The sequence below is a fragment of the Pantoea sp. Ap-967 genome (genome assembly GCF_011752565.1).
Classification (GTDB): Bacteria; Pseudomonadota; Gammaproteobacteria; order Pseudomonadales; family Pseudomonadaceae; genus Aquipseudomonas.
The window spans coordinates 189,424-209,676 of record NZ_VWXK01000001.1; the positions used below are offsets into that span (position 1 = coordinate 189,424).

At 62.3% G+C, this 20,253-nt stretch carries 26 protein-coding genes and 1 tRNA gene; 11 read left to right on the forward strand and 16 right to left on the reverse strand.

The window, feature by feature from the left end:
* The first annotated feature begins 93 nt into the window (after positions 1 to 93).
* The 8 genes from F3J45_RS01030 to F3J45_RS01070 all read left to right on the forward strand — a co-directional run bounded on the left by F3J45_RS01030 (position 94) and on the right by F3J45_RS01070 (position 4,647).
* Positions 94 to 933 carry a hypothetical protein gene (locus F3J45_RS01030; protein ID WP_167055241.1) on the forward strand — a complete coding sequence of 280 codons (840 nt, stop codon included), beginning with the start codon at positions 94 to 96 and terminating at the stop codon, positions 931 to 933.
* Between the two features lie 84 nt (positions 934 to 1,017).
* Positions 1,018 to 1,515 (forward strand): hypothetical protein, encoded by a 498-nt coding sequence (locus F3J45_RS29795; protein WP_205300341.1) that lies wholly within the window; start codon positions 1,018 to 1,020, stop codon positions 1,513 to 1,515.
* Positions 1,512 to 1,763, forward strand: coding sequence for a hypothetical protein (locus F3J45_RS01045; protein WP_014591205.1), 252 nt, complete (start codon positions 1,512 to 1,514; stop codon positions 1,761 to 1,763). Before F3J45_RS29795 ends, F3J45_RS01045 begins: the two co-directional genes overlap by 4 nt.
* Entirely contained in the window at positions 1,760 to 2,041 is a 282-nt protein-coding gene (locus tag F3J45_RS01050; protein WP_167055852.1) for a hypothetical protein, read from the forward strand. The genes F3J45_RS01045 and F3J45_RS01050 overlap by 4 nt, the downstream gene beginning before the upstream one ends.
* Positions 2,038 to 2,277 (forward strand): DUF551 domain-containing protein, encoded by a 240-nt coding sequence (locus tag F3J45_RS01055; protein ID WP_167055855.1) that lies wholly within the window; start codon positions 2,038 to 2,040, stop codon positions 2,275 to 2,277. The genes F3J45_RS01050 and F3J45_RS01055 overlap by 4 nt, the downstream gene beginning before the upstream one ends.
* A 2-nt stretch (positions 2,278 to 2,279) precedes the next feature.
* Positions 2,280 to 2,681, forward strand: a complete 402-nt coding sequence (locus F3J45_RS01060; RefSeq protein WP_167055858.1) for a phage protein NinX family protein — start codon at positions 2,280 to 2,282, stop codon at positions 2,679 to 2,681.
* A gap of 52 nt (positions 2,682 to 2,733) precedes the next feature.
* Complete coding sequence (locus F3J45_RS01065) at positions 2,734 to 2,931, forward strand: hypothetical protein (protein ID WP_167055861.1); 198 nt, start codon at positions 2,734 to 2,736, stop codon at positions 2,929 to 2,931.
* 534 nt (positions 2,932 to 3,465) lie between these two features.
* Positions 3,466 to 4,647, forward strand: a complete 1,182-nt coding sequence (locus F3J45_RS01070) for a tyrosine-type recombinase/integrase (protein WP_167055866.1) — start codon at positions 3,466 to 3,468, stop codon at positions 4,645 to 4,647.
* Between the two features lie 82 nt (positions 4,648 to 4,729).
* On the opposite strand, the gene F3J45_RS01075 is transcribed toward F3J45_RS01070, so the two are convergent.
* The 9 genes from F3J45_RS01075 to thrS form a co-directional block, all read right to left on the reverse strand.
* Positions 4,730 to 4,806, reverse strand: a tRNA-Pro gene (locus F3J45_RS01075).
* Positions 4,807 to 4,919: 113 nt separating this feature from the next.
* A complete protein-coding gene (locus F3J45_RS01080; RefSeq protein WP_008100384.1) occupies positions 4,920 to 5,276 on the reverse strand; it encodes a MerR family transcriptional regulator in 357 nt (118 codons plus the stop codon).
* Positions 5,257 to 5,559, reverse strand: a complete 303-nt coding sequence (gene ihfA / locus F3J45_RS01085) for an integration host factor subunit alpha (protein WP_003250679.1) — start codon at positions 5,557 to 5,559, stop codon at positions 5,257 to 5,259. Before ihfA ends, F3J45_RS01080 begins: the two co-directional genes overlap by 20 nt.
* A gap of 4 nt (positions 5,560 to 5,563) precedes the next feature.
* Positions 5,564 to 7,957 (reverse strand): phenylalanine--tRNA ligase subunit beta, encoded by a 2,394-nt coding sequence (gene pheT, locus F3J45_RS01090; protein ID WP_167055871.1) that lies wholly within the window; start codon positions 7,955 to 7,957, stop codon positions 5,564 to 5,566.
* A gap of 31 nt (positions 7,958 to 7,988) precedes the next feature.
* On the reverse strand, positions 7,989 to 9,005 hold the full coding sequence (gene pheS, locus F3J45_RS01095; RefSeq protein WP_167055874.1) for a phenylalanine--tRNA ligase subunit alpha: 1,017 nt from the start codon (positions 9,003 to 9,005) through the stop codon (positions 7,989 to 7,991).
* A 109-nt stretch (positions 9,006 to 9,114) separates the two neighbouring features.
* The gene (rplT, locus tag F3J45_RS01100; RefSeq protein WP_003250671.1) at positions 9,115 to 9,471 is read right to left on the reverse strand and encodes a 50S ribosomal protein L20; all 357 of its coding nucleotides are present in this window, start codon (positions 9,469 to 9,471) and stop codon (positions 9,115 to 9,117) included.
* A gap of 27 nt (positions 9,472 to 9,498) precedes the next feature.
* Positions 9,499 to 9,693 carry a 50S ribosomal protein L35 gene (rpmI, locus tag F3J45_RS01105; protein ID WP_003250667.1) on the reverse strand — a complete coding sequence of 65 codons (195 nt, stop codon included), beginning with the start codon at positions 9,691 to 9,693 and terminating at the stop codon, positions 9,499 to 9,501.
* A 62-nt stretch (positions 9,694 to 9,755) separates the two neighbouring features.
* Positions 9,756 to 10,289, reverse strand: a complete 534-nt coding sequence (gene infC, locus F3J45_RS01110; RefSeq protein WP_060480252.1) for a translation initiation factor IF-3 — start codon at positions 10,287 to 10,289, stop codon at positions 9,756 to 9,758.
* A 17-nt stretch (positions 10,290 to 10,306) separates the two neighbouring features.
* Positions 10,307 to 12,229, reverse strand: a complete 1,923-nt coding sequence (thrS, locus tag F3J45_RS01115; protein ID WP_167055877.1) for a threonine--tRNA ligase — start codon at positions 12,227 to 12,229, stop codon at positions 10,307 to 10,309.
* Between the two features lie 328 nt (positions 12,230 to 12,557).
* Here thrS and F3J45_RS01120 point away from each other — a divergent pair, with 328 nt between their 5' ends.
* Together F3J45_RS01120 and F3J45_RS01125 are read left to right on the forward strand one after the other, a co-directional pair.
* Positions 12,558 to 12,860 (forward strand): hypothetical protein, encoded by a 303-nt coding sequence (locus F3J45_RS01120; RefSeq protein WP_167055880.1) that lies wholly within the window; start codon positions 12,558 to 12,560, stop codon positions 12,858 to 12,860.
* Between the two features lie 162 nt (positions 12,861 to 13,022).
* Positions 13,023 to 13,235: a cold-shock protein gene (locus tag F3J45_RS01125; RefSeq protein ID WP_167055884.1), complete on the forward strand. Its 213-nt coding sequence runs from the start codon at positions 13,023 to 13,025 to the stop codon at positions 13,233 to 13,235.
* Positions 13,236 to 13,468: 233 nt separating this feature from the next.
* On the opposite strand, the gene F3J45_RS01130 is transcribed toward F3J45_RS01125, so the two are convergent.
* The gene (locus F3J45_RS01130) at positions 13,469 to 13,789 is read right to left on the reverse strand and encodes an I78 family peptidase inhibitor (RefSeq protein ID WP_167055886.1); all 321 of its coding nucleotides are present in this window, start codon (positions 13,787 to 13,789) and stop codon (positions 13,469 to 13,471) included.
* Positions 13,790 to 14,048: 259 nt separating this feature from the next.
* Here F3J45_RS01130 and F3J45_RS01135 point away from each other — a divergent pair, with 259 nt between their 5' ends.
* Positions 14,049 to 14,261 carry a hypothetical protein gene (locus F3J45_RS01135; protein WP_167055889.1) on the forward strand — a complete coding sequence of 71 codons (213 nt, stop codon included), beginning with the start codon at positions 14,049 to 14,051 and terminating at the stop codon, positions 14,259 to 14,261.
* Here F3J45_RS01135 and F3J45_RS01140 read toward each other — a convergent pair.
* From F3J45_RS01140 to F3J45_RS01165, 6 genes are all read right to left on the reverse strand, one after another.
* Entirely contained in the window at positions 14,233 to 15,240 is a 1,008-nt protein-coding gene (locus tag F3J45_RS01140; RefSeq protein ID WP_167055893.1) for a nucleoside hydrolase, read from the reverse strand. The genes F3J45_RS01135 and F3J45_RS01140 overlap by 29 nt on opposite strands.
* A gap of 118 nt (positions 15,241 to 15,358) precedes the next feature.
* Positions 15,359 to 15,757, reverse strand: a complete 399-nt coding sequence (rbsD, locus tag F3J45_RS01145; RefSeq protein ID WP_167055896.1) for a D-ribose pyranase — start codon at positions 15,755 to 15,757, stop codon at positions 15,359 to 15,361.
* A complete protein-coding gene (gene rbsK, locus F3J45_RS01150; RefSeq protein WP_167055899.1) occupies positions 15,754 to 16,662 on the reverse strand; it encodes a ribokinase in 909 nt (302 codons plus the stop codon). Before rbsK ends, rbsD begins: the two co-directional genes overlap by 4 nt.
* A gap of 9 nt (positions 16,663 to 16,671) precedes the next feature.
* Entirely contained in the window at positions 16,672 to 17,694 is a 1,023-nt protein-coding gene (locus F3J45_RS01155; protein WP_167055901.1) for a LacI family DNA-binding transcriptional regulator, read from the reverse strand.
* 4 nt (positions 17,695 to 17,698) lie between these two features.
* Complete coding sequence (locus F3J45_RS01160) at positions 17,699 to 18,694, reverse strand: ABC transporter permease (RefSeq protein ID WP_167055904.1); 996 nt, start codon at positions 18,692 to 18,694, stop codon at positions 17,699 to 17,701.
* Positions 18,691 to 20,244: a sugar ABC transporter ATP-binding protein gene (locus tag F3J45_RS01165; protein ID WP_167055907.1), complete on the reverse strand. Its 1,554-nt coding sequence runs from the start codon at positions 20,242 to 20,244 to the stop codon at positions 18,691 to 18,693. The genes F3J45_RS01160 and F3J45_RS01165 overlap by 4 nt, the downstream gene beginning before the upstream one ends.
* Positions 20,245 to 20,253: the final 9 nt, after the last annotated feature.

A 20,253-nucleotide genomic window follows, 5' to 3' on the forward strand; every position in this document is an offset into this window, starting at 1 on the left:
AGTTCATAAGGACCTCCCTGGGTGAACAGTCAACTGTAGTCGACTTTCAAAATCTCAACATCGCCCGTGGATACCCACGGCAGAGCTATCCCCATGCCCACAGAAAACCGATCCAGCAACACCGAGATGGTCAGCGTGCCCTTCCAGCGCGAAGACCGGTACATCGTCGTCAAGCGCAGTGACCTGGCGAAAGTGCCCGTGGCATACCGGAGCGCTTTGGTGGAGCCGCTCTTTCACCTCCAGGCCCATCTGCCGCAGCGCGAGTGCCTGGTCATAGAAAGCGACTGGCCAGAGTACGATCCAGCCTGGGCGGCCATTCAGGCCCGCGTCACCGGCGAGCCGGTGAAGGAGCGCGTAGGCTCCGGTCAGTTCAACGACGACGACCGCTACCTTCTGTGCCGTGAGGAACTGCGCGAATGCGAGGATGAGCGCGTGGCCGCGACCAATGAGGCTACAGACCTGCGCTCCCAACTGGCCGAGTGTGAAGCCATGGCGGCGATGATTGCCGAGCGCGAATGGGCCGAACACGTCGGAACTGGCCCGGTATCGAGCAAGGTCGAGGCCGCCTTCACCCAGCTGCACAACGACCTGCATGAGGCCGGAGAGAAGCTGGCCGAGCGGGATGCACTGCTGTTCGAATCCAACACCCTGCTGACACTCTACCGGGACCAGTTGGTAGCGGACGATGCAGAGCCAGGGGATATCGCCATTACCGAGCAGGTGATGCGCGAGATCAAAGCCCTGGCAGACAACGCGAAGCCCAGCACGCGAGTTGAACGCGACGAGAATGCAGCGTTTGAAACATGGGCTCGCTCCAGAATCACCCCGCTGAACCTGAGGCTGGACGAAATCGGTCTTTACCACGATCTGGCTGCTGGCACAGCTCACGACGCCTGGCAGGCCCGCGCCGCGCTGGATCGTAAGCCGTCCTGACCCACTGAGTGCAAATGTACTCCTGCCATCTTTAACCCCTCTCCCCTCTATTCACTGCCGCGATATGGCGGCCAAGGAATCCCCGTGCCTGAAGAAACGCGTATCGACCTTGAGAGCCTTGAGCAGAAGGCCCGTGCAGCCAGTCCGGGCCCGTGGGTGGTTCATGCGGACGGCATGGAATTCGGTAGCTCAGACCGCTCCACCAACCCAGGAGTCGACACCGCAGACGGCCAGGTGGTCTGCTGGTGGGGAACAGGCCTTTGCGGCATCCCACAGAACCCCGACGCCGAATTCATCGCCAGCGCCAACCCTGAAGCTGTGCTGGCCATGGTTGAAGAGATCCGCACCCTGCGCCAGCAGCTGGAGGAGCAGAAGAACACCAGCCGGACCATCACGCTCTCCGGCTGCGAGTTCACTGAAGACGACCTGCTCCGTACTGCGGTGCGCATGGTGAAAGGCACCACCAGGATGAAACAGCCGCGCTGGGTGCTGATGAAGGACGCCTTCTGCTGCGGCTCTGGCGTAGCGCACGCGCTGTGCCGGCGATACGGCTTTGACCCGGACGAGGACCTGCGCAAATGACCCGCCTCGCCCTCTGCCTCCTGCTGCTGGCCACCGGCGCCAGCGCAACCGAGAACGTCATAGACGTGCAGCACGACAGCCAGCGCGGCGTCACCTGCTACCTGCTCAACGGGGTCGGCATCAGCTGCATCCCCGACAGCCAGCTGCAGGCCGGCAACCAGCGCCAGCTCTCCCCGCACGAAACACAACCCGAACCTACACCCGCACTGGCGCCTGGGCGCTGGATTGATGAGAGGTATCAGCTGTGAAGATTGGAAAACTGTTCCTCGGGCTGAAATGGTGCTACGGCGGCAAAGATGAGGCCGTTGTCGCCAGCTGGGCGCTGAAATGTGGCTACTGGCGCTGGGCGGTCTGGTGGCGAAAGCCAAAGAAGGCGCTGTGCCTTCCGGCCTTCGGGCCCTCGATGGCTGCCGGTACCAAGTACCGCGTCGGCCATGGCCACTTCGGTGCTTGGGCTCGGCTGCCGCTGATTGGCTCATTCTCCATATCCACCCAACCACCCTACCCCAAACAGGTGACCCCATGACCGCCTGGAAAATGTGCAGCGACGAGCTGCCCGAACTCGACACCCCCGTCTGGCTGCGCATGGATGGGGACGTGATGATCGTCGGCGAGCGCGCATCGAGCACCGATGGCTGGATGTGGTCGGCCTGCTACGGCCACTACTTCGACAAGGGCAAGTGGGTGGTCGTGGATAGCGACGCCAGCGATGAGCACGAGCCTACCCACTGGCAGCAACTGCCCTCTCCACCAGGTGCCTAGCCATGACCGACCTGATCGAAGTGAAGACGGCCAGGCTGATCGGCGCGCCGCTGGACTGGGCGGCCGCCATGGCTGAGGGCTTCAAGGTCGACCCGGAGCACCGGACGACTATTTGGATCTCAGAGTCATATCCGGCAAGTATCAGCATTCGCGGCGCTGCCGAGGGCTTTGGCTATCGCCCATCTTCCAATTGGGAGCACGGCGGCCAGCTGATCGACAAGCACCACGGGAGCGCGCAGCACTCACCGGGCCTTGCCGAAGATGTCTGCTACAGCGGCGGCCCGGCGGGCGCTTGCATCTTCTGCTACGGCCCCACCGCGCTGGTCGCGTTCTGCCGGGGATTCGTCCACTACCAGCTCGGCGATACCGTCCTGATCCCAAAGGAGCTTATGCCATGTTCTTGATGCCAATCGCCGCACCATTGCTCATGGCCTACCTGGTATGGAAGGCGCCGCGATGAAGCTGATTTACCGCATCAACCGCTGGCTGCCATTTGGTGGCCTGCCAATCGCGCGGGTCCGACACGGTCGCAACACCTGCACCCTCTACAAGAACGGCTGGGTGCTGATCAGTGACGGCACAAGCACCGACGCCCTCCCCATCAACTTCACCAGCCAGGCCCTGGTCGACGCGTTCGCGGCTGAACTCGCCTAACCCCTCCCCCAACTACTCAGGCCCGCCGACATGCGCGGGCGAGGATGAATCGTGTCCGATATCACAGTGAAGTGCTCCAGGTGCCGCAACCAGCACAAAGAGAGCGAGCGAGTGCTCGCGCCCTGCAAGTGGCTCAAAGGAGCCAGCACCATGGTGTGCCCGCGCTGCCGGTGCACCAGCTATTACCGCGTCGACCCTGCGCCAGCAACCTGACCACCAACCTGCCGCCACCGGCGGCGTGGAGAATTCCATGGCAAACGCCACAGCTGCCGTGCAGCCGTCCCTGCAGCCGAGATTCCTGCGCGCGAAGGACGCGCCAGGCTACCTCGGCATGTGCAAGGACGAATTCAAAAACACCGTGCGCCCCCATGTCCGCGAATTCCCGATCGGGAAACAGGGCATCGGGTTTGATCGCCTGGAGCTAGATGCCTGGGCAGACGCCTACATCGAGGCCATGGCCGTTGAAAAGGCGAGCAATCAGGACAACAATCGACCCCGCAGCGTAAGCAAGGCCGGGGAATCCAAGGAGACTCCATGGCCAAAAAGGCAATCACAGGGCTCCAGAAAATGCCCAGCGGCATCTGGAAAATCGACAAAGTCTACAGGGGAGAGCGAATTCAAGAGAGCACTGGCACTTGTGACCGGCAAGAGGCAGAGCAGTACCTGATACATCTGCTAGAGAAGATGCGTCAGCGGAAAGTGTACGGCGTCCGCGAGATCAAAACATTCGCTACTGCCGCGGCAAAGTATCTGGTCGAGAACAAAGAGCAGCCATCTATCAGGCTTACAGCGCTGTATTTGGAGCAAATGGTCGAGTACATCGGCCACTTGCCGCTTACGCACATCGATGACGAAGCGCTGGCGGACTATGTTCGCGATCGCAAGGCAGATTCGGTTATGCCGGATGGAAAGGTAAAAAAAGGCGTCAGCAACAGGACGATCAACATAGCAATCGAGCGAGTCATTCGCGTCCTACAGCTGGCTTGCCGGAAGTGGCGGGACGAGGAACGCAGGCCTTGGCTGGACAGCGTGCCACTGCTCACCAAGCTGGACGAGAAGAAGTCGAGCCGGCAGCCCTACCCCATGTCATGGGAGGAGCAGTCGATTCTCTTCGGTGAGTTGCCAGACCACCTGCAGCGAATGGCCCTGTTCAAGGTGAACACCGGCTGCCGCGAGCAGGAGGTCTGCAAGTTGAGGTGGGATTGGGAGATTTTCGTCCCCGAGCTGGACGCCAGCGTGTTTCTGATACCAGCCGATTTCGGCGGCAGGCATGAGAACTCTGGAGTCAAAAACCGAGAGGAGCGCCTGGTCGTTTTGAACAGCGTGGCCAAATCGATCATCGAAGGACAGCGCGGGATAAGTCGGGAATGGGTGTTCCCGTACAACGGTACCGCCATGCATCGGATGAACGATTCGGCCTGGAAGAAAGCGCGAGTGCGCGCGGCAAAGCTCTGGCAGGAGCAACACTTGCGGCCGGCGCACCCAGGGTTCGCTTCCATAAGGGTTCACGACCTGAAGCATACATTCGGACGAAGACTGAAAGCAGCAGCCGTCAGCCTGGAAGACCGGAAGTCGCTACTGGGCCACAAAAGCGGAAGCGTGACCAGTCATTACTCCGGTGCGGAGATTGGTCAAATGATCGATGCGGCAAACAAGGTATCGGCTACCGACTCGCGCGGTCCGGTGCTGACGATCTTGAAGAGGAGAATTGGATGAAGAAAAAGGCGAAGTCACTCGAAAAGTCACTATGCCCAGAAACAACAAAGCCACCCGAAGGTGGCTAAGTCGCTGAAATATATGGTCGGGACGGAGTGATTCGAACACTCGACCCCTTGCACCCCATGCAAGTGCGCTACCGGGCTGCGCTACGCCCCGACTGGGCTTTGAAGCATGTTCTCAATCCTGCCGAGAACGTTGAAGAATGTACCCTAACCTTTTGATAAATGAAAGCTTTTTCTCAAAAAATTTTCACTCACCAAAAAACCAGCTCACTTCTTCAACACCACCAGCACATCTTCCAGTTCGACAATCATCTGCCGAATCAGCTGCTTGTACTGGCTTGACTCATCCTTCACCTCATCACTGGAGAGCCGCAACCGCGCCCCGCCAATGGTGAAGCCCTGGTCATACAGCAGGGCCCGGATCTGGCGGATCATCAGCACGTCCTGGCGCTGGTAATACCGCCGGTTGCCCCGCCGCTTCACAGGGTTCAGCTGCGGAAACTCCTGCTCCCAGTACCGCAGCACGTGTGGCTTTACGGCACACAGCTCGCTGACTTCACCGATGGTGAAGTAGCGTTTGCCCGGTATGGGGGGCAGTTCGTCGTTATGGCTTGGTTCCAGCATAGGCCTCAACCCGGGCTTTCAGTTTCTGCCCTGGACGAAAGGTGACGACACGCCGTGCAGTGATCGGGATTTCTTCCCCTGTCTTGGGGTTGCGGCCCGGCCGCTGGCGTTTGTCGCGAAGGTCGAAGTTGCCGAAACCGGACAACTTCACCTGCTCGTTCTCTTCAAGTGCGTGCCGAATTTCTTCGAAAAACAGCTCGACCAGTTCTTTGGCCTCACGCTTGTTAAGCCCCAGCTCCTCGTACAGCCTTTCGGCCATCTCAGCTTTCGTCAGAGCACCCATGCCGTTATTTCCTTAACGTGGTGTTCAACCTTTGTTCGAGCGAGGTGAGGATGTTTTGCAGGGTAGTGTTCACCTCATCGTCGTTAAGAGTGCGCGATGGATGCTGCCAGGTCAAGCCAACGGCGAGGCTTTTTCTATCAGGATCAATGCCTTTACCCTGGTAGACATCAAACAGCCTGAGGTCTGTGAGCCATTCGCCTGCATTGTCACGAATTACTTCAAGCACATCCTGAGACGCTACATCACGTCCGGCGATCAACGCCAGGTCGCGGCGGGTTTCCGGGAACTTGGAGAGTTCGCTGAATTTCGGCAAGCGGCCTTCCACCACATCACCCAATACCAGCTCGAACACGAACACCGGGCGGTCCAGATCCAGCGCTTTGGCAAGTTCCGGGTGCAGGGCGCCGAGGTAGCCGACGTCCTTGCCATCGCGCTGGATCACAGCGGTTTGGCCAGGGTGCAGGGCTGGGTGCTTGCCGGCGGCGAAGGTGAAGTCGCTCAGGGCGCCGCTGTAGCCCAGCAGGGCTTCCACGTCTGCCTTGACGTCGAAGAAGTCGAGGGCGTCGCGGCCGTTGGCCCAACCTTCTGGCAGACGGCTACCGGTGACAACGCCGGCGATCATCGGTTGCTGCTTCAGGTCACCGAGCTGGCCGACGAAGCGCAGGCCGCTTTCGAACAGGCGCACGCGGTCTTGTTGGCGGTTCAGGTTGTGCTGCAGCGCCTTGACCAGGCCCGGCCACAGGGACGCGCGCATGGCGGCCATGTCGTTGGAGATCGGGTTGGCCAGCAGCAGTGGCTCGACGCCTGGGCTGAACAGCTCGAACAGTTTCGGGTCGATGAAGCTGTAGGTGATGGCTTCCTGGTAACCACGGGCAACCAGCAGGCGGCGCAGGTTGGGCAGCTCGCCGCGGGTTTCCGGGCGGGCTTGCGGCGCCAGGCGGGCTTGCGGGTAGCGTACCGGCAGGTTGTTGTAACCGTACAGGCGAGCCAGCTCTTCGATCAGGTCGACTTCAAGGCTGATGTCGAAGCGGTGGCTTGGGACGGTGACAGTCCACTGGGTTGCACCTTCGGCGTCGCCGGTGCGGGTGGTGGTCAGTTCCAGGGCGTTGAGCAGTTGCTCGACCTGGGCTGGGTCCATTTCCATGCCGAGCATCTGGGTAATGCGTTCGGCGCGCAGGGTCACCGGGGCGATGTTCGGCAGGTGCTGCTCGCTGACGGCTTCGACCACAGGGCCGGCTTCGCCGCCAACGATGTCGAGCAGCAGCTGGGTGGCGCGCTCGATGGCTTCGCGGGCCAGCTGCGAGTCGACGCCGCGCTCGTAGCGGTGTGAGGCATCGGTGTGCAGGCCGTAGGAACGGGCTTTACCGGCGACGGAAATCGGCTCGAAGAAGGCGCTTTCCAGGAACAGGTCGCGGGTCTTCTCGGTGTTCACGCCGCTGTGCTCGCCACCCATGACGCCGGCGATGGCCAGGGCGCGGGTGTGGTCGGCGATCACCAGGGTGTCGGCACGCAGGGCCACTTCCTGGCCGTCGAGCAGAACGAGCTTCTCGCCCTCCTCGGCCATGCGCACGCGAATGCCGCCGTTGATCTCGGCAAGGTCGAAGGCGTGCATCGGCTGGCCGAGTTCGAGCATCACGTAGTTGGTGATGTCGACGGCGGCGTCGATGCTGCGCACGTCGCTGCGGCGCAGGCGCTCAACCATCCACAGCGGGGTCGGCTTGCTCAGGTCGACGTTGCGGATCACGCGGCCAAGGTAGCGTGGGCAGGCAGCCGGGGCGCTGACTTCGACCGGGCGCACTTCGTCATGGGCGGCGGCAACGGCGGGCACCACGGGGCGGGTGACCGGGGTGTCGTACAAGGCGCTGACGTCGCGGGCCAGGCCTGCGATAGACAGGCAGTCGCCGCGGTTTGGGGTCAGGCCGATTTCGATGCTGGCATCGTCCAGGCTCAGGTACTGGCGAATGTCTTCACCTACCGGGGCGTCGGCGGCCAGTTCCAGCAGGCCGTCGTTCTCTTCGCTGATCTGCAGCTCGGCGGCCGAGCACAGCATGCCGAACGACTCGACGCCGCGCAGCTTGGCCTTCTTGATCTTGAAGTCGCCTGGCAGTTCGGCGCCGATCATGGCGAATGGAATCTTGATGCCTGGGCGCGCGTTCGGCGCGCCGCACACGACCTGGAAGGTTTCCTGGCCGTTGCTCACCTGGCACACGCGCAGCTTGTCGGCGTCCGGGTGTTGTTCGGTGGCGAGAATTTCGCCCACGACGATGCCGCTGAACTGGCCGGCAGCAGGGGTAACGCTGTCGACTTCGAGGCCGGCCATGGACAGGCGAGCGACCAGTTCGTCACGGGAGACTTGCGGGTTTACCCAACCGCGCAGCCACTGTTCACTGAATTTCATGCTGTTCTCCTAGAAAGTGCGTCGATTGGGCCTAGCGGAATTGCGCCAGGAACCGCAGGTCGTTATCGAAGAACAGACGCAAATCGTTGACGCCATAGCGCAGCATGGCCAGGCGCTCGGCACCCATGCCGAAGGCGAAGCCCTGGAACTCTTCAGGGTCGATGCCGGACATGCGCAGCACGTTCGGGTGAACCATGCCGCAGCCCATCACTTCCAGCCAGCCGGTTTGCTTGCACACGCGGCAACCCTTGCCGGAACACATCACGCACTGGATGTCGACTTCGGCGGACGGCTCGGTGAACGGGAAGAACGACGGGCGGAAGCGCACGGCCAGTTCTTTCTCGAAGAACACCCGCAGGAATTCCTCGATGGTGCCCTTGAGGTCGGCGAAGTTGATATCACGGTCGATCAGCAGGCCTTCGACCTGGTGGAACATCGGCGAGTGGGTGATATCCGAGTCGCAGCGGTAGACGCGGCCAGGGCAGACAATGCGAATCGGCGGCTGGGTGGACTCCATGGTCCGCACCTGCACCGGCGAGGTGTGGGTGCGCAGCAGCATGTTGGCATTGAAGTAGAAGGTGTCGTGCATCGCCCGGGCCGGGTGGTGGCCGGGGATGTTGAGCGCTTCGAAGTTGTGGTAGTCGTCTTCGACCTCAGGGCCTTCGGCGATGCCGTAGCCGATGTGGGTGAAGAACTGCTCGATGCGCTCGAGGGTACGGGTGATCGGGTGCAGCCCGCCGGTGGTCTGGCCACGGCCTGGCAGGGTCACGTCGATGCATTCGGCGGCCAGGCGAGCGCTGAGCTCGGCTTCTTCGAAGGCAGCCTTGCGTGCGTTGAGCACCACAGTGACGCGCTCTTTGGCGTCGTTGATCAGCGCGCCGACTTTCGGGCGCTCTTCGGCTGGCAGGTTGCCCAGGGTCTTCATCACCTGGGTCAGTTCGCCCTTCTTGCCGAGGTACTGAACCCGGATCTGTTCCAGGGTATTGATGTCTTCAGCGCGCTCGACGGCCTCCAGGGCTTGTGAGACCAGCGCATCCAGGTTTTCCATGTACAGACTCCAGATACGAAAATAGGGGAAGAGCTTTGAAGGCTCTTCCCCTATCGATGACGTTCAATGCCCGACAGCGCAAGCGCTGCCGGGTGATTGTCGCGGGTACTTAAGCCAGAACGGCTTTAGCTTTCTCGACAATCGCAGCAAACGCCGCTTTTTCGTTCACTGCCAGATCGGCCAGAACCTTACGGTCGATTTCGATCGAAGCCTTTTTCAGGCCAGCAATCAGACGGCTGTAGGACAGACCGTTGGTGCGGGCACCGGCGTTGATACGAGCGATCCACAGTGCGCGGAACTGACGCTTCTTCTGGCGACGGTCGCGGTAGGCGTATTGGCCTGCCTTGATGACCGCTTGCTTGGCTACGCGGAATACGCGCGAGCGTGCACCGTAGTAACCTTTAGCCAGTTTCAGAATTTTTTTGTGACGCTTACGAGCGATAACGCCGCGCTTTACACGAGCCATGAGTAACTTCCTCTATCTTAACCAGAATTAACGTACGCGCAGCATGCGCTCGACTTTTGCCACGTCAGACGGGTGCAGCAGGCTGGCACCGCGCAGTTGACGCTTACGCTTGGTCGACATTTTGGTCAGGATGTGGCTCTTGAAAGCGTGCTTGTGCTTGAAGCCGGAAGCGGTCTTCAGGAAGCGCTTCGCAGCACCGCTCTTGGTTTTCATTTTTGGCATGTTGGAACTCCGCATTCGAATAAAATTACACAATAATCATCAGGCCTGCCGTGCCCGGGAGATTACTTCTTCTTTTTGGGGGCGATGACCATCATAAGCTGGCGTCCTTCCATCTTCGGATGCTGCTCAACGGTGCCGTATTCGGCGAGGTCGACTTCGACCCGCTTCAACAGCTCCATGCCCAGCTCCTGGTGGGCCATCTCACGGCCGCGGAATCTCAGAGAGATCTTGGCCTTGTCCCCATCGGTAAGGAAACGTACCAGGTTGCGTAGTTTTACCTGGTAATCCCCTTCTTCCGTCCCTGGACGAAACTTGATTTCTTTGATCTGGATCTGCTTTTGGTTCTTCTTGGCTTCGTTGGCCTGCTTCTTCTTCTCGAAGAGGTGCTTGCCGTAGTCCATCACCTTGCAGACGGGCGGTTGCGCGTCTGCAGAGATTTCCACCAGATCCAGCTTCGCTTCATCAGCGATACGAAGCGCTTCATCAATCGAGACGATGCCAATCTGCTCGCCGTCAGCGCCAATTAACCGAACCTCGCGTGCCGAGATATTCTCGTTGATCGGGGCTTTCGGTGCAGTTCGTTTATCGTTTCTCATTTCACGCTTAATAGTCATTACTCCGATTCTAGGCGACCGCGCTGGGCAACAGCGCTGTTGAGCAGCTGCGTGAATTCAGCCACCGGCATGGAGCCGAGGTCTTTACCTTCACGGGTGCGTACGGCGACGGTCTGCGTTTCGACTTCGCGATCCCCTATAACCAAAAGGTACGGGACCTTGAGCAAAGTATGCTCGCGGATTTTAAAGCCGATCTTCTCATTTCTCAAGTCCGACTTGGCACGGAAACCGCTACCGTTCAGAGCATTTTCCACCTCAAGGGCGAAATCAGCCTGTTTGTCGGTGATATTCATGATCACGGCCTGGGTTGGCGCCAGCCAAGCCGGGAACACACCGGCATAGTGTTCGATCAGCATGCCGATGAAGCGCTCGAACGAACCGAGGATGGCGCGGTGCAGCATGACCGGGCGAACTCGGCTGTTATCTTCGGCGATGTAGCTGGCATCCAGGCGCTCTGGAAGGTTCGGGTCGTACTGCAGGGTGCCGCACTGCCAGTTACGGCCGAGGCAGTCGCGCAGGGTGAACTCGATTTTCGGGCCGTAGAACGCGCCCTCGCCCGGCTGGTATTCCCATTCCAGGCCCGACTCGTTCAAGGCATCGGCCAGTGCACCTTCGGCACGGTCCCACAGCTCTTCGGAGCCCACGCGCTTGGCTGGGCGGGTCGACAGCTTCATGGCGATGTCGGTGAAGCCGAAGTCCTTGTACACATCCAGGGTCAGCTTGATGAAGTCGGCGGCTTCTTTCTTCACCTGGTCTTCGGTGCAAAAGATGTGCGCGTCGTCCTGCACGAAGCCACGCACGCGCATGATGCCGTGCAAGGCGCCGGACGGCTCGTTACGGTGGCAAGCACCGAACTCGGCCAGGCGCAGCGGCAGGTCGCGGTAGCTCTTCAGGCCCTGGTTGAACACCTGCACGTGGCACGGGCAGTTCATCGGCTTGACCGCGTAGTCACGGCTTTCCGACGAAGTGGTGAACATGTTCTCGGCGTAGTTGGACCAGTGGCCGGAGCGTTCCCAGAGAATACGGTCGACCACTTGCGGGGTCTTGATTTCCTGGTAGCCGTTGACGCGCTGGATCTGGCGCATGTACTGCTCAAGCACCTGGTAAACCGTCCAGCCGTTGGCGTGCCAGAACACCATGCCCGGAGCTTCTTCCTGCAGGTGGAACAGGTCGAGCTGCTTGCCGATCTTGCGGTGGTCGCGTTTTTCGGCTTCTTCGATGCGCTGGATGTACGCAGCCAGCTGCTTCTTGTCGGCCCAGGCAGTGCCGTAGACGCGCTGCAGCTGTTCGTTCTTGGCATCACCGCGCCAGTAGGCGCCAGACAGCTTGGTCAGCTTGAACGCCTTGAGGAAGCGGGTGTTCGGCACGTGCGGGCCACGGCACATGTCGACGTATTCTTCGTGATAGTACAGGCCCATGGCCTGCTCATCGGGCATGTCTTCGACCAGGCGCAGCTTGTAGTCTTCGCCACGGCGGGTGAACACGTCGATGACTTCGGCACGCGGTGTGACCTTCTTGACCACATCGTAGTCTTTGTCGATCAGCTCCATCATGCGCTTTTCGATGGCGGCCAGGTCTTCAGGGGTGAAGGGGCGCTCGTAGGCGATGTCGTAATAGAAGCCTTCGTCGATCACCGGGCCGATCACCATCTTGGCGGTCGGGTACAACTGCTTCACGGCGTGGCCAACCAGGTGGGCGCACGAGTGACGGATGATCTCCAGTCCCTCTTCATCTTTAGGGGTGATGATCTGCAGGGTGGCGTCGTTCGGGATCAGGTCGCAGGCATCGACCAGCTTGCCGTCGACCTTGCCGGCCACGGTGGCCTTGGCCAGGCCGGCGCCGATGGAAGCGGCAACTTCGGCTACGGATACGGCGTGATCAAACGTACGTTGACTGCCATCGGGAAGAGTAATAACGGGCATGGCGCCTCCTCTCCTAGTGGTGACCCCTACCAAAGGTCACGTGGGTTGGGATGAGCCAGTACAAGATCCGACCTGCCTTCCTTATAGGGAAGCCTGCCTCACAGTGGCAGAAGCCTTTCGGCTTGCCAGGGACGAACCAGAGTGACTGGAAAGTAAAAAACCCGCGGCAACAGTGTGACCGCGAGCCGAGCATGCTAGCACGCGGGTTCGCGGCCCGCAGAAATATTTGGAAATTACGCAACCCCGGTGAACTAACGCGGAAAAATTCCTATCAGACTTTGGGAAGCAACCTACTCTTGATAGACCTTAACCCAAGGAGTAACTGGTTATGCGAGTTCCGTCCCTTCTGGCCCTGGCGGCCGCCGGCGCCCTGCTGCTGCCCCTGGCCGCAAACGCTGGCAACTTCCCTGCCGGGAGCGAGCAGTCCTACATGACCCAATGCGAAAAAGCCGCTGGCGCCCAAGGCGTCGATGCCGCCACCGCGAAAAAGCACTGCGACTGCGGTGCACAGGCCATCAAAAAGAATTTTACCGATAAGGAGATCGCAGACCTGGACAGCAAGGACGGCGTTGACGCCAAGCTGATGCAGCGCGCCCAGAGCGTGGTGCAGGCCGCCTGCAAGCCCAAATGACCCCCTTTGCAGGGGCCGATTCGGCCAATATTTGCCCTGGATCAAGATCCTGCGAAGGTAAAAGGCGCTAGATGCGCAGAATTAGACTATGATGTTGTCCGTGCTCCGTAGCCTCGGCCGCATTGCACCACTGAAAAAACTAAATGTTCTGGAGATTCACCCATGTCCAATCGCCAACAAGGCACCGTCAAATGGTTCAATGATGAGAAAGGCTACGGCTTCATCACCCCAGCAGGCGGCGGCGACGACCTGTTCGTACACTTCAAGGCCATCGAATCCGACGGCTTCAAGAGCCTGAAAGAAGGCCAGTCTGTTTCCTTCGTGGCTGAAAAAGGCCAGAAAGGTATGCAGGCTGCACAGGTTCGTCCGGAGTAATTCGGATAGGCTGTAAAAAAACCCGCCCTTGTGGCGGGTTTTTTTATGCCCGCAAGGCGAGCGCTGATCGTAGCCTGGCCTGCCCCCTGGTAGGAGCGAGCGTAGCTCGCGATGGGGCGCGCAGCGGCCCCAGTTACTCAGCTTCGCAGCTCACCACGCCGGGGCTGCCCTGCAGCCCATCGCGAGCTGCGCTCGCTCCTACAGGGGGATACCCTCATGGGTGCGGGCGCGGCTCAGCCGCAGTTGACGCGGGTGACGACGCCTTGCTCATCCACATTCAGGTTCAGGCGCTCGGAGCGGTACTCCAGGGTCACCACGTCGTGCGGCTTGAGAATGCGCGCCATCTGCGACCCGCTGGCCTTGCGCGCCTGCTCCAGCAACTCGGCGCTGCCCTGCTTGCCGATGGCGAAATCAGCGCCACTGGCCTCGCACCGGCCATCGTTGCCGGCCGGCGTTGCGGGCGCCTTGCCACCACCAGCATCACCCCCGGTGCTGCAGCCAGCCAGCACAGCAGCCACCGCCAGGGTCGCCAGGTAAGCACGGGTACGGAACATGTAACCTCCTAAATCAAACGGGGAACTGCCTCTTGGGACAGTGCTGTCATGAATTCGTTGCAAAACCGTACAAGTCTGCCTGAAGGTTTTCCCCCAGGGGAAACGGCAATCGTGACTGGATTTTACCGCACGCCCGACAAGCTGCTTGGTGCCGGGCGCAAAGTCATGATTTACTTTAAGAAGTGCAGGCATTGTGCCTCCTTCGAACACCAGGATCCGGTGTTCGCCCCTCCGCCCCAGGCACCAGCGAGACCTTTTCATGAGCAGCCACAGCATCGACGCCGATATCAAGGTCAAATGGGCCGAAGGCCAGAGCGCCTACAGCCCCGGCACCCCCGAAGAGTTGCTGTTGATCGCCATCGACCTGCTGGTACGCGACCGCGGCAGCGAAGCCGCGCGCAGCTTCATCGACCAGGTGTTCGAGCGCTACGCGCCCCACGCGGCTATTGCAGGCGGGCCAGGCGCGCGCTAAGCAGGTCGAAAAAGCCCTGGGCATCACCCTGGTTGATCCACAGCACATTGGCCGGCTGCTTGAGCACGCCGTACCAGTCGGCGACGGTCTGGCCGAAGGTCGGGCCCTCACGGCTGTCGACGCTCAGGTGGATGCGCCGGCCACTGAACAACTCAGGCTTGAGCAGGTAGGCGATCACACTGGCGTCGTGCACCGGGCCGCCGGGCATGCCGTAGAGGTCCATGTCGTGCTTGATATAGGCCTTGAGGATATCCACCACTAACTGGCTGGCGTGGTTGTTCACCGCCGCCAGCTGCGCCAGCCGGGCGTCGCTGGTGAGCAGCTTGTGGGTCACGTCCAATGGCAGGTAGGTCAGCGGTACGCCGCTGGCCAGCACCACCTCGGCAGCATGCGGGTCGGCATAGAGGTTGAATTCCGCCACCGGGGTGATGTTGCCGCCATTGAAGTGGGCGCCGCCCATCACCACCACTTCCTTGATGCCTTGGGCGATTTCCGGGCGCTGGATCAACGCCAGGGCCAGGTTGGTCTGTGGGCCGAGCATGGCCACTGTGATGCTGTGGGGGGCCGCGCTGCCCAAGGTGTCGACCAGGTACTGCACGGCGTTACCGTCGGCCAGGGGCTTTTTCGGCTCGTGCACGGGAACACCGGTCAGGCCTTCTTCACCGTGCACCTCGGCGGCGTAGATCGGTGTACGCACCAGCGGGCGCCCTGCCCCGGCGTACACCGGGATGTCCTCACGCCCCGCCCATTCGCGGGCCAGGCGGGCGTTGCGCGCGGTTTTTTCCAGGCGCACGTTGCCGGCTACGGTGGTAATGGCGCGGATGTTGAGTTCGTCGGGCGAGGCCATGGCCAGGAACAGCGCGACCACGTCGTCGGCGCCGGGGTCGGTGTCAATGATCAGCTCGCGTGGGGCGGCCTGAAGGCTGTTGATGGCGGCTGCGGCCATGAGGGTAAGTCCTTGAAGCAGAGGTTTGAGCATGACGGGCACTCCTGTTGCCATGAAGTGAAATACGACCACTGTAGGAGCGGCCTCGTGCCGCGAAAGGGCCGCAAAGCGGCCCCACCCATTCCGACGGCGCCGCTGAAACATTGCCAGCTTAGAACGTCACACCCGAGATCAAGGCGATATTGCTGTAGGGCTGGCATTCGCCAGTGCGAACGATCGCCCGGGCATTGCGCGACAACAACTTGAATTCCTCATGGCTCTGCCACTCGCGCTTGCCCAGCTTGGCTTTCAGGCGCTCGATCTCCACCAAGGCCGGCGGCACCACCTTCTGCATCTCTTCGGCCAGCACATGCCGTTCCACCTGCAGCTCGCTGAGCACCGCCCGCAACACACTGGCAAAATCCGGAATGCCGGCAGTCAGCGCCAGGTCGATCAGCTCCACCCCCGGCGGCACCGGCAACCCGGCATCGCCGATCACCAGGATGTCGCCATGGCCCATGCCGGCAATGGTTCGCGACAGGGCGATATTGAGCAGCGCGGTCTTTTTCATGGGGCCAGCTCCGCCAGGTAGGGAATCGACGGCTGGGCACCGGCGCGGGTAACGGACAACGCCGCGGCCCGCTGGCCGAAAGCGATTGCCTCGCCCTCCTCCTGGCCCTGCACCAGCGCGGCAGCGAAGCCGCCGATGAAGGTGTCGCCTGCGGCCGTCGTATCCAGTGGCTGCACCTGCGGCGCCGGGAAGTGCTGGCAGCCATCGCGGCTCACCAACAATGCCCCCTGGGCGCCCAGGGTGACGATCACTTTGCCTGCGCCCAACTGCAGCAAGCGCTCGCCTGCGCGCTGGGCGCTGGCCATGTCGTTGACGGGCTCGCCGGTCAGCGCCTCGGCCTCGCTTTCATTGGGCGTGAGGTAGTCGATGTAAGCGAACCACTCGGCCGGCAGCGGGCCGGTGGCCGGCGCCGGGTTGAGGATCACCCGCTTGCCCAGCGCGCGGCCACGGGCCAGGGTCCAGGCCACCGTTTCGGTCGGCACTTCCAGTTGGCAGATGATCAGCTCGGCAGCCTGCAACAGGGCATCGAAGCGCTGCACCGCCGCGGGCGTCAGCAGCCCGTTGCCGCCGGGAATGATGACGATGCAGTTCTGGCTCGCGGCATCCACGGTAATCAACGCCACGCCACTGGACACCCCCGGGCACACACCCACCGCCTGGCAGTCGATACCCTCCACGCTCAGGGCCTGGCGCAATTGCTGGCCGTAGGCATCATCCCCCACGTTGCCCACCATCGCCACACTGGCCCCCAGGCGCGCAACGGCCACCGCCTGGTTGGCACCCTTGCCGCCGGGCACGGTGAAAAAACTTTCGCCGGCCAGTGTCTCGCCGGGCCGTGGCAGCCGCTCGGCGCGGGCCACCAGGTCCATGTTGAGGCTTCCGACCACCACTACCTTGGCACTCATGACGATTCCTTAGCGGTAATCATTGAACAGGTCCGGGCGCGGCCCGGTGGATTCGCGCAACACGATGCGCGGGGCGACGATGCGCTGTTCGGCGGCCGTGCGGCGCGGGCTGGCGATGCGCGAGAGCAGCAGCGCGGCAGCGTTTTCGCCCAGCTCTCGAATCGACTGGCCGACCGTGGTCAGCGGCGGGTACACGTAGCGGCTCAGCTCGATATCGTCGAAGCCGATCACCGACAACTCGCCCGGTACGTTGATGTTGCGCTCGGCGGCGGCGCGCAGCACGCCAAAGCCGATCATGTCGTTGCCGGCGAAAATCGCCGTGGGCCGCTCACCTTCGAGCAACTGCGCGGCGGCAGCATGGCCACCGGGGCTGGTGAAGTCGCAGTGCAGCACCCGTTGTGCGCGCACCGCCACCTCGGCTTCGGCCATGGCCCGGTGAAAACCCGCCAGGCGCAACTGGGTCACGCCGGTTTCCGCCGGGCCGCCAATGTAGGCGATGTCGCGGTGGCCAAGTTCCAGCAGGTGCCGGGTCGCCAGGTAGGCGCCTTGCTCGTGGTCGATGCGCACCAGGTCGGCGTCCACGCCGTCCAGTTCACGGTCGACGATGACCATTGGCGTGCGCACGCAGGCCAGGCTCTGCAGCAGGTCGGCATCTTCGCCCACCGAGGCCACCACCAGCCCGTCGATACGTTTTTCCAGCAGCACGCGCAGGTAGCTGCGCTGCTTCTGTGGGTTGTCGTCGGAGTTGCACAGGATCACGCAGTAGCCGTTGCGCTCGCAGGCATCCTCGATGCCCCGGGCCAGTTCAGCGAAGTAGGGGTTGACGCTGTTGGGCACCAGCAGGCCGATGGTGGCCGTGCTGCGGGCCTTGAGCGAGCGGGCCACGGCGCTGGGCACGTAGTCGAGCTCGATGATCGCCGCCTCGACCTTCAGCCGCACCTGCTCACTGACCGGGCGGGTCTTGTTCAGCACGTGGGACACGGTGGTGTAGGAAATGCCCGCAAGGGCCGCGACGTCTTTGATGGTTGCCATGGTTTCAGTTCCGCCGGCCTGCACGCCGGCTGCGATAAGTGTCGAGCACCACGGCGATCACGATGACCGCCCCAGTGATGATGCGTTTGGTCGGTTCCGAAGCGCCGATCTGCGCCAGCCCCGCGGCCAGCACCGAGATGATCAGCACGCCGAAGAACGTACTGATGACCGAGCCGCGCCCGCCCATCAGGCTGGTGCCGCCGATCACCACGGCGGCGATCACCTGCAGCTCAAGGCCGGAACCGGCATTGGGGTCGGCAGCCTCCAGGCGCGAGATCTGGAACAGCGCGGCCAGGCCTGCGAGCACGCCCATCAGGGCGAACACCAGCACCTTGTACGGGCGCGGGTCGATGCCGGCCAGGCGCACGGCTTCTTCATTGGTGCCGATGCCGATCAGGTAGCGGCCAAACACCGTGCGGGTCAGCACCAGCTGTGCCACCACGATCACCAGCAAGGCAATCAGGAACGCGGGCGAAATGCCGAAGGCCAGGGGGTTGGAGAACCAGGCATAGGCATCGCCGATATAGGCGGTGCGCGAGTCGGTGAACTGGTAGGCCAGGCCCCGGGCCATCTCCAGCACGCCGAGGGATACGATGAACGAGGGAATGCGCCAGGCCACGGTGACCGCGCCAGTGATGCTGCCTGCCAGCGCGGCGATGGCCATGCCGAGCAAGGCCGCCGGCAGCACGCCCCAGCCCCAGCCGAGAATCGCCACGCTGACCGTGGACGCGGCCAACGCCAGTACCGAGCCTACCGACAGGTCGATGCCGCCGATAATCAGCACGAAGGTCATGCCCACCGCCAGCACCATCAGGTCGGGGATCTGGTTGGCCAGGGTGCTGAAGGTGGCGTACGACCAGAAGTGGCTGCTGAGAAACGAGAACAGCACGATCATGGCCAGCAAGGCGCCGGCCAGGCCCAGGTAGGTGCCCAGGCCGAAGTAGGTGCCGCTGCGCCGGGCCGGGGTGGCGCCGGAGGTGTCGAGGGGTGTGGTTTTCATGCATCCATCCTGGGTGCTGCGTCGTGCAGCAGGGCGTCACGTTTCTGGTAACCGGCGAAGGCGGCGGCCAGCAGTTGGTCCTGGCTCCAGTGTTCGCGGTCGAAGGTGTCGATCAGGCGGCCGGCCGAGAGCACGGCGATGCGGTCGCAAATCAGCATCAGCTCGCGCAGGTCGCTGGACACCACCACCAGGGCCTTGCCCTGGCGTGCAAGTTCGGCCAGCAGGCCATAGATGTCGAACTTGGCACCCACGTCGATGCCGCGGGTGGGCTCGTCGAACAGCAACACCTGGCAATCGCGCTCCAGCCAGCGGCCAATCACCACCTTCTGCTGGTTGCCACCCGACAACTCGCCCACGGCTTGGGCGGGGCTGGCACTGCGAATGCGCATGGCGCTGATCTGGCGCTCGGCCAGGGCCTGCTCCGCGTCGCCGTCGAGCACCCCGGCACGGGACACGGCGCCAAGGTTGCCCAAGGCAATGTTGGCGCTGATCGATTGCGACAGCAGCAGGCCTTCGCCCTTGCGGTCCTCGGTAATCAGGGCGATGCCCGCCTTGACCGCTGCCTTGGGCGAATCGATGGTCACCGCCTTGAGCGGCTGGCCGATTTCGATACGGCCACTGTCGGCACGGTCGGCGCCGTAGATCAACCGCAACAGCTCAGTTCGGCCGGCGCCGATCAGGCCGGAGATACCGAAGATCTCCCCTGCCCTGACCTGCAGCGACACCTCGCGCACCTTGTCGCCACGGGATAACTTGTCCACCTTGAGCAGCGGTGCGCCAAGGCTGCGCCGGCCCAGGTCGATGTGCTCGCCAAGCTCGCGGCCAACCATCAGGTTGACCAGCTCGGCACTGCTGTAGCGCTGAATCGGCTCGTCGCACACCAGCTTGCCGTCGCGCAGCACGACGATGCGCTGGGCCACGCGCTGCAGTTCTTCCAGGCGGTGGGAGATATACACGATGGCCACGCCACGCTCACGCAGGCGGGCGATCTGGGTGAACAGCAGCTCCACCTCGCGGGCGGTGAGCATGGCGGTGGGTTCGTCGAAAATCAGCACCCGGCAGTCGCCGATCAGGTTGCGGGCGATTTCCACCATCTGCTGGTGGCCGATGCCCAGCTCACCCACCGGGGTGTCCGGGTCGATGGCATCCAGGCCAACCTGGGCCATGGCTGCAGTGGCCAGTTGGCGCAGGCGCTTGTGGCTGATCCAGCCAAAGCGGCTGGGCAGGTTGTCGAGGAACAGGTTCTCGGCCACGGTCAGGGTCGGCAACAGGTTCAGTTCCTGCATCACCATGCGCACGCCCAGGCGCTCGGCCTCACTGCGGCTGGCCGGGGCGTAGGCCTGGCCGCGGTAGGTCATGTGCCCGGTGGTGGGGGTTTCCAGGCCGCTGATCAGCTTGGACAGGGTGCTCTTGCCTGCGCCATTCTCCCCGGTCAGCGCCAGCACTTCCCCGGCGCGCAGGGCCAGGCTGACGTCGCCGAGCACGGGCTGGGCATAGCTTTTGCCCAGCCCGCTGGCGTCGAGCACCACTTCGTTGGCCGTTACCGACATGGCCAGTTT

Excerpts from the sequence above, each read along its gene's own strand:
- F3J45_RS01030 (WP_167055241.1), top strand. The coding sequence starts at position 94 with ATGCCCACAGAAAACCGATCCAGCAACACCGAGATGGTCAGCGTGCCC.
- F3J45_RS01045 (WP_014591205.1), top strand. The coding sequence starts at position 1,512 with ATGACCCGCCTCGCCCTCTGCCTCCTGCTGCTGGCCACCGGCGCCAGC.
- F3J45_RS01055 (WP_167055855.1), top strand. The coding sequence starts at position 2,038 with ATGACCGCCTGGAAAATGTGCAGCGACGAGCTGCCCGAACTCGACACC.
- F3J45_RS01060 (WP_167055858.1), top strand. The coding sequence starts at position 2,280 with ATGACCGACCTGATCGAAGTGAAGACGGCCAGGCTGATCGGCGCGCCG.
- F3J45_RS01065 (WP_167055861.1), top strand. The coding sequence starts at position 2,734 with ATGAAGCTGATTTACCGCATCAACCGCTGGCTGCCATTTGGTGGCCTG.
- F3J45_RS01070 (WP_167055866.1), top strand. The coding sequence starts at position 3,466 with ATGGCCAAAAAGGCAATCACAGGGCTCCAGAAAATGCCCAGCGGCATC.
- F3J45_RS01080 (WP_008100384.1), bottom strand. The coding sequence starts at position 5,276 with ATGCTGGAACCAAGCCATAACGACGAACTGCCCCCCATACCGGGCAAA.
- ihfA (WP_003250679.1), bottom strand. The coding sequence starts at position 5,559 with ATGGGTGCTCTGACGAAAGCTGAGATGGCCGAAAGGCTGTACGAGGAG.
- pheT (WP_167055871.1), bottom strand. The coding sequence starts at position 7,957 with ATGAAATTCAGTGAACAGTGGCTGCGCGGTTGGGTAAACCCGCAAGTC.
- pheS (WP_167055874.1), bottom strand. The coding sequence starts at position 9,005 with ATGGAAAACCTGGATGCGCTGGTCTCACAAGCCCTGGAGGCCGTCGAG.
- rplT (WP_003250671.1), bottom strand. The coding sequence starts at position 9,471 with ATGGCTCGTGTAAAGCGCGGCGTTATCGCTCGTAAGCGTCACAAAAAA.
- rpmI (WP_003250667.1), bottom strand. The coding sequence starts at position 9,693 with ATGCCAAAAATGAAAACCAAGAGCGGTGCTGCGAAGCGCTTCCTGAAG.
- infC (WP_060480252.1), bottom strand. The coding sequence starts at position 10,289 with ATGAGAAACGATAAACGAACTGCACCGAAAGCCCCGATCAACGAGAAT.
- thrS (WP_167055877.1), bottom strand. The coding sequence starts at position 12,229 with ATGCCCGTTATTACTCTTCCCGATGGCAGTCAACGTACGTTTGATCAC.
- F3J45_RS01120 (WP_167055880.1), top strand. The coding sequence starts at position 12,558 with ATGCGAGTTCCGTCCCTTCTGGCCCTGGCGGCCGCCGGCGCCCTGCTG.
- F3J45_RS01125 (WP_167055884.1), top strand. The coding sequence starts at position 13,023 with ATGTCCAATCGCCAACAAGGCACCGTCAAATGGTTCAATGATGAGAAA.
- F3J45_RS01130 (WP_167055886.1), bottom strand. The coding sequence starts at position 13,789 with ATGTTCCGTACCCGTGCTTACCTGGCGACCCTGGCGGTGGCTGCTGTG.
- F3J45_RS01135 (WP_167055889.1), top strand. The coding sequence starts at position 14,049 with ATGAGCAGCCACAGCATCGACGCCGATATCAAGGTCAAATGGGCCGAA.
- F3J45_RS01140 (WP_167055893.1), bottom strand. The coding sequence starts at position 15,240 with ATGCTCAAACCTCTGCTTCAAGGACTTACCCTCATGGCCGCAGCCGCC.
- rbsD (WP_167055896.1), bottom strand. The coding sequence starts at position 15,757 with ATGAAAAAGACCGCGCTGCTCAATATCGCCCTGTCGCGAACCATTGCC.
- rbsK (WP_167055899.1), bottom strand. The coding sequence starts at position 16,662 with ATGAGTGCCAAGGTAGTGGTGGTCGGAAGCCTCAACATGGACCTGGTG.
- F3J45_RS01155 (WP_167055901.1), bottom strand. The coding sequence starts at position 17,694 with ATGGCAACCATCAAAGACGTCGCGGCCCTTGCGGGCATTTCCTACACC.
- F3J45_RS01160 (WP_167055904.1), bottom strand. The coding sequence starts at position 18,694 with ATGAAAACCACACCCCTCGACACCTCCGGCGCCACCCCGGCCCGGCGC.
- F3J45_RS01165 (WP_167055907.1), bottom strand. The coding sequence starts at position 20,244 with ATGTCGGTAACGGCCAACGAAGTGGTGCTCGACGCCAGCGGGCTGGGC.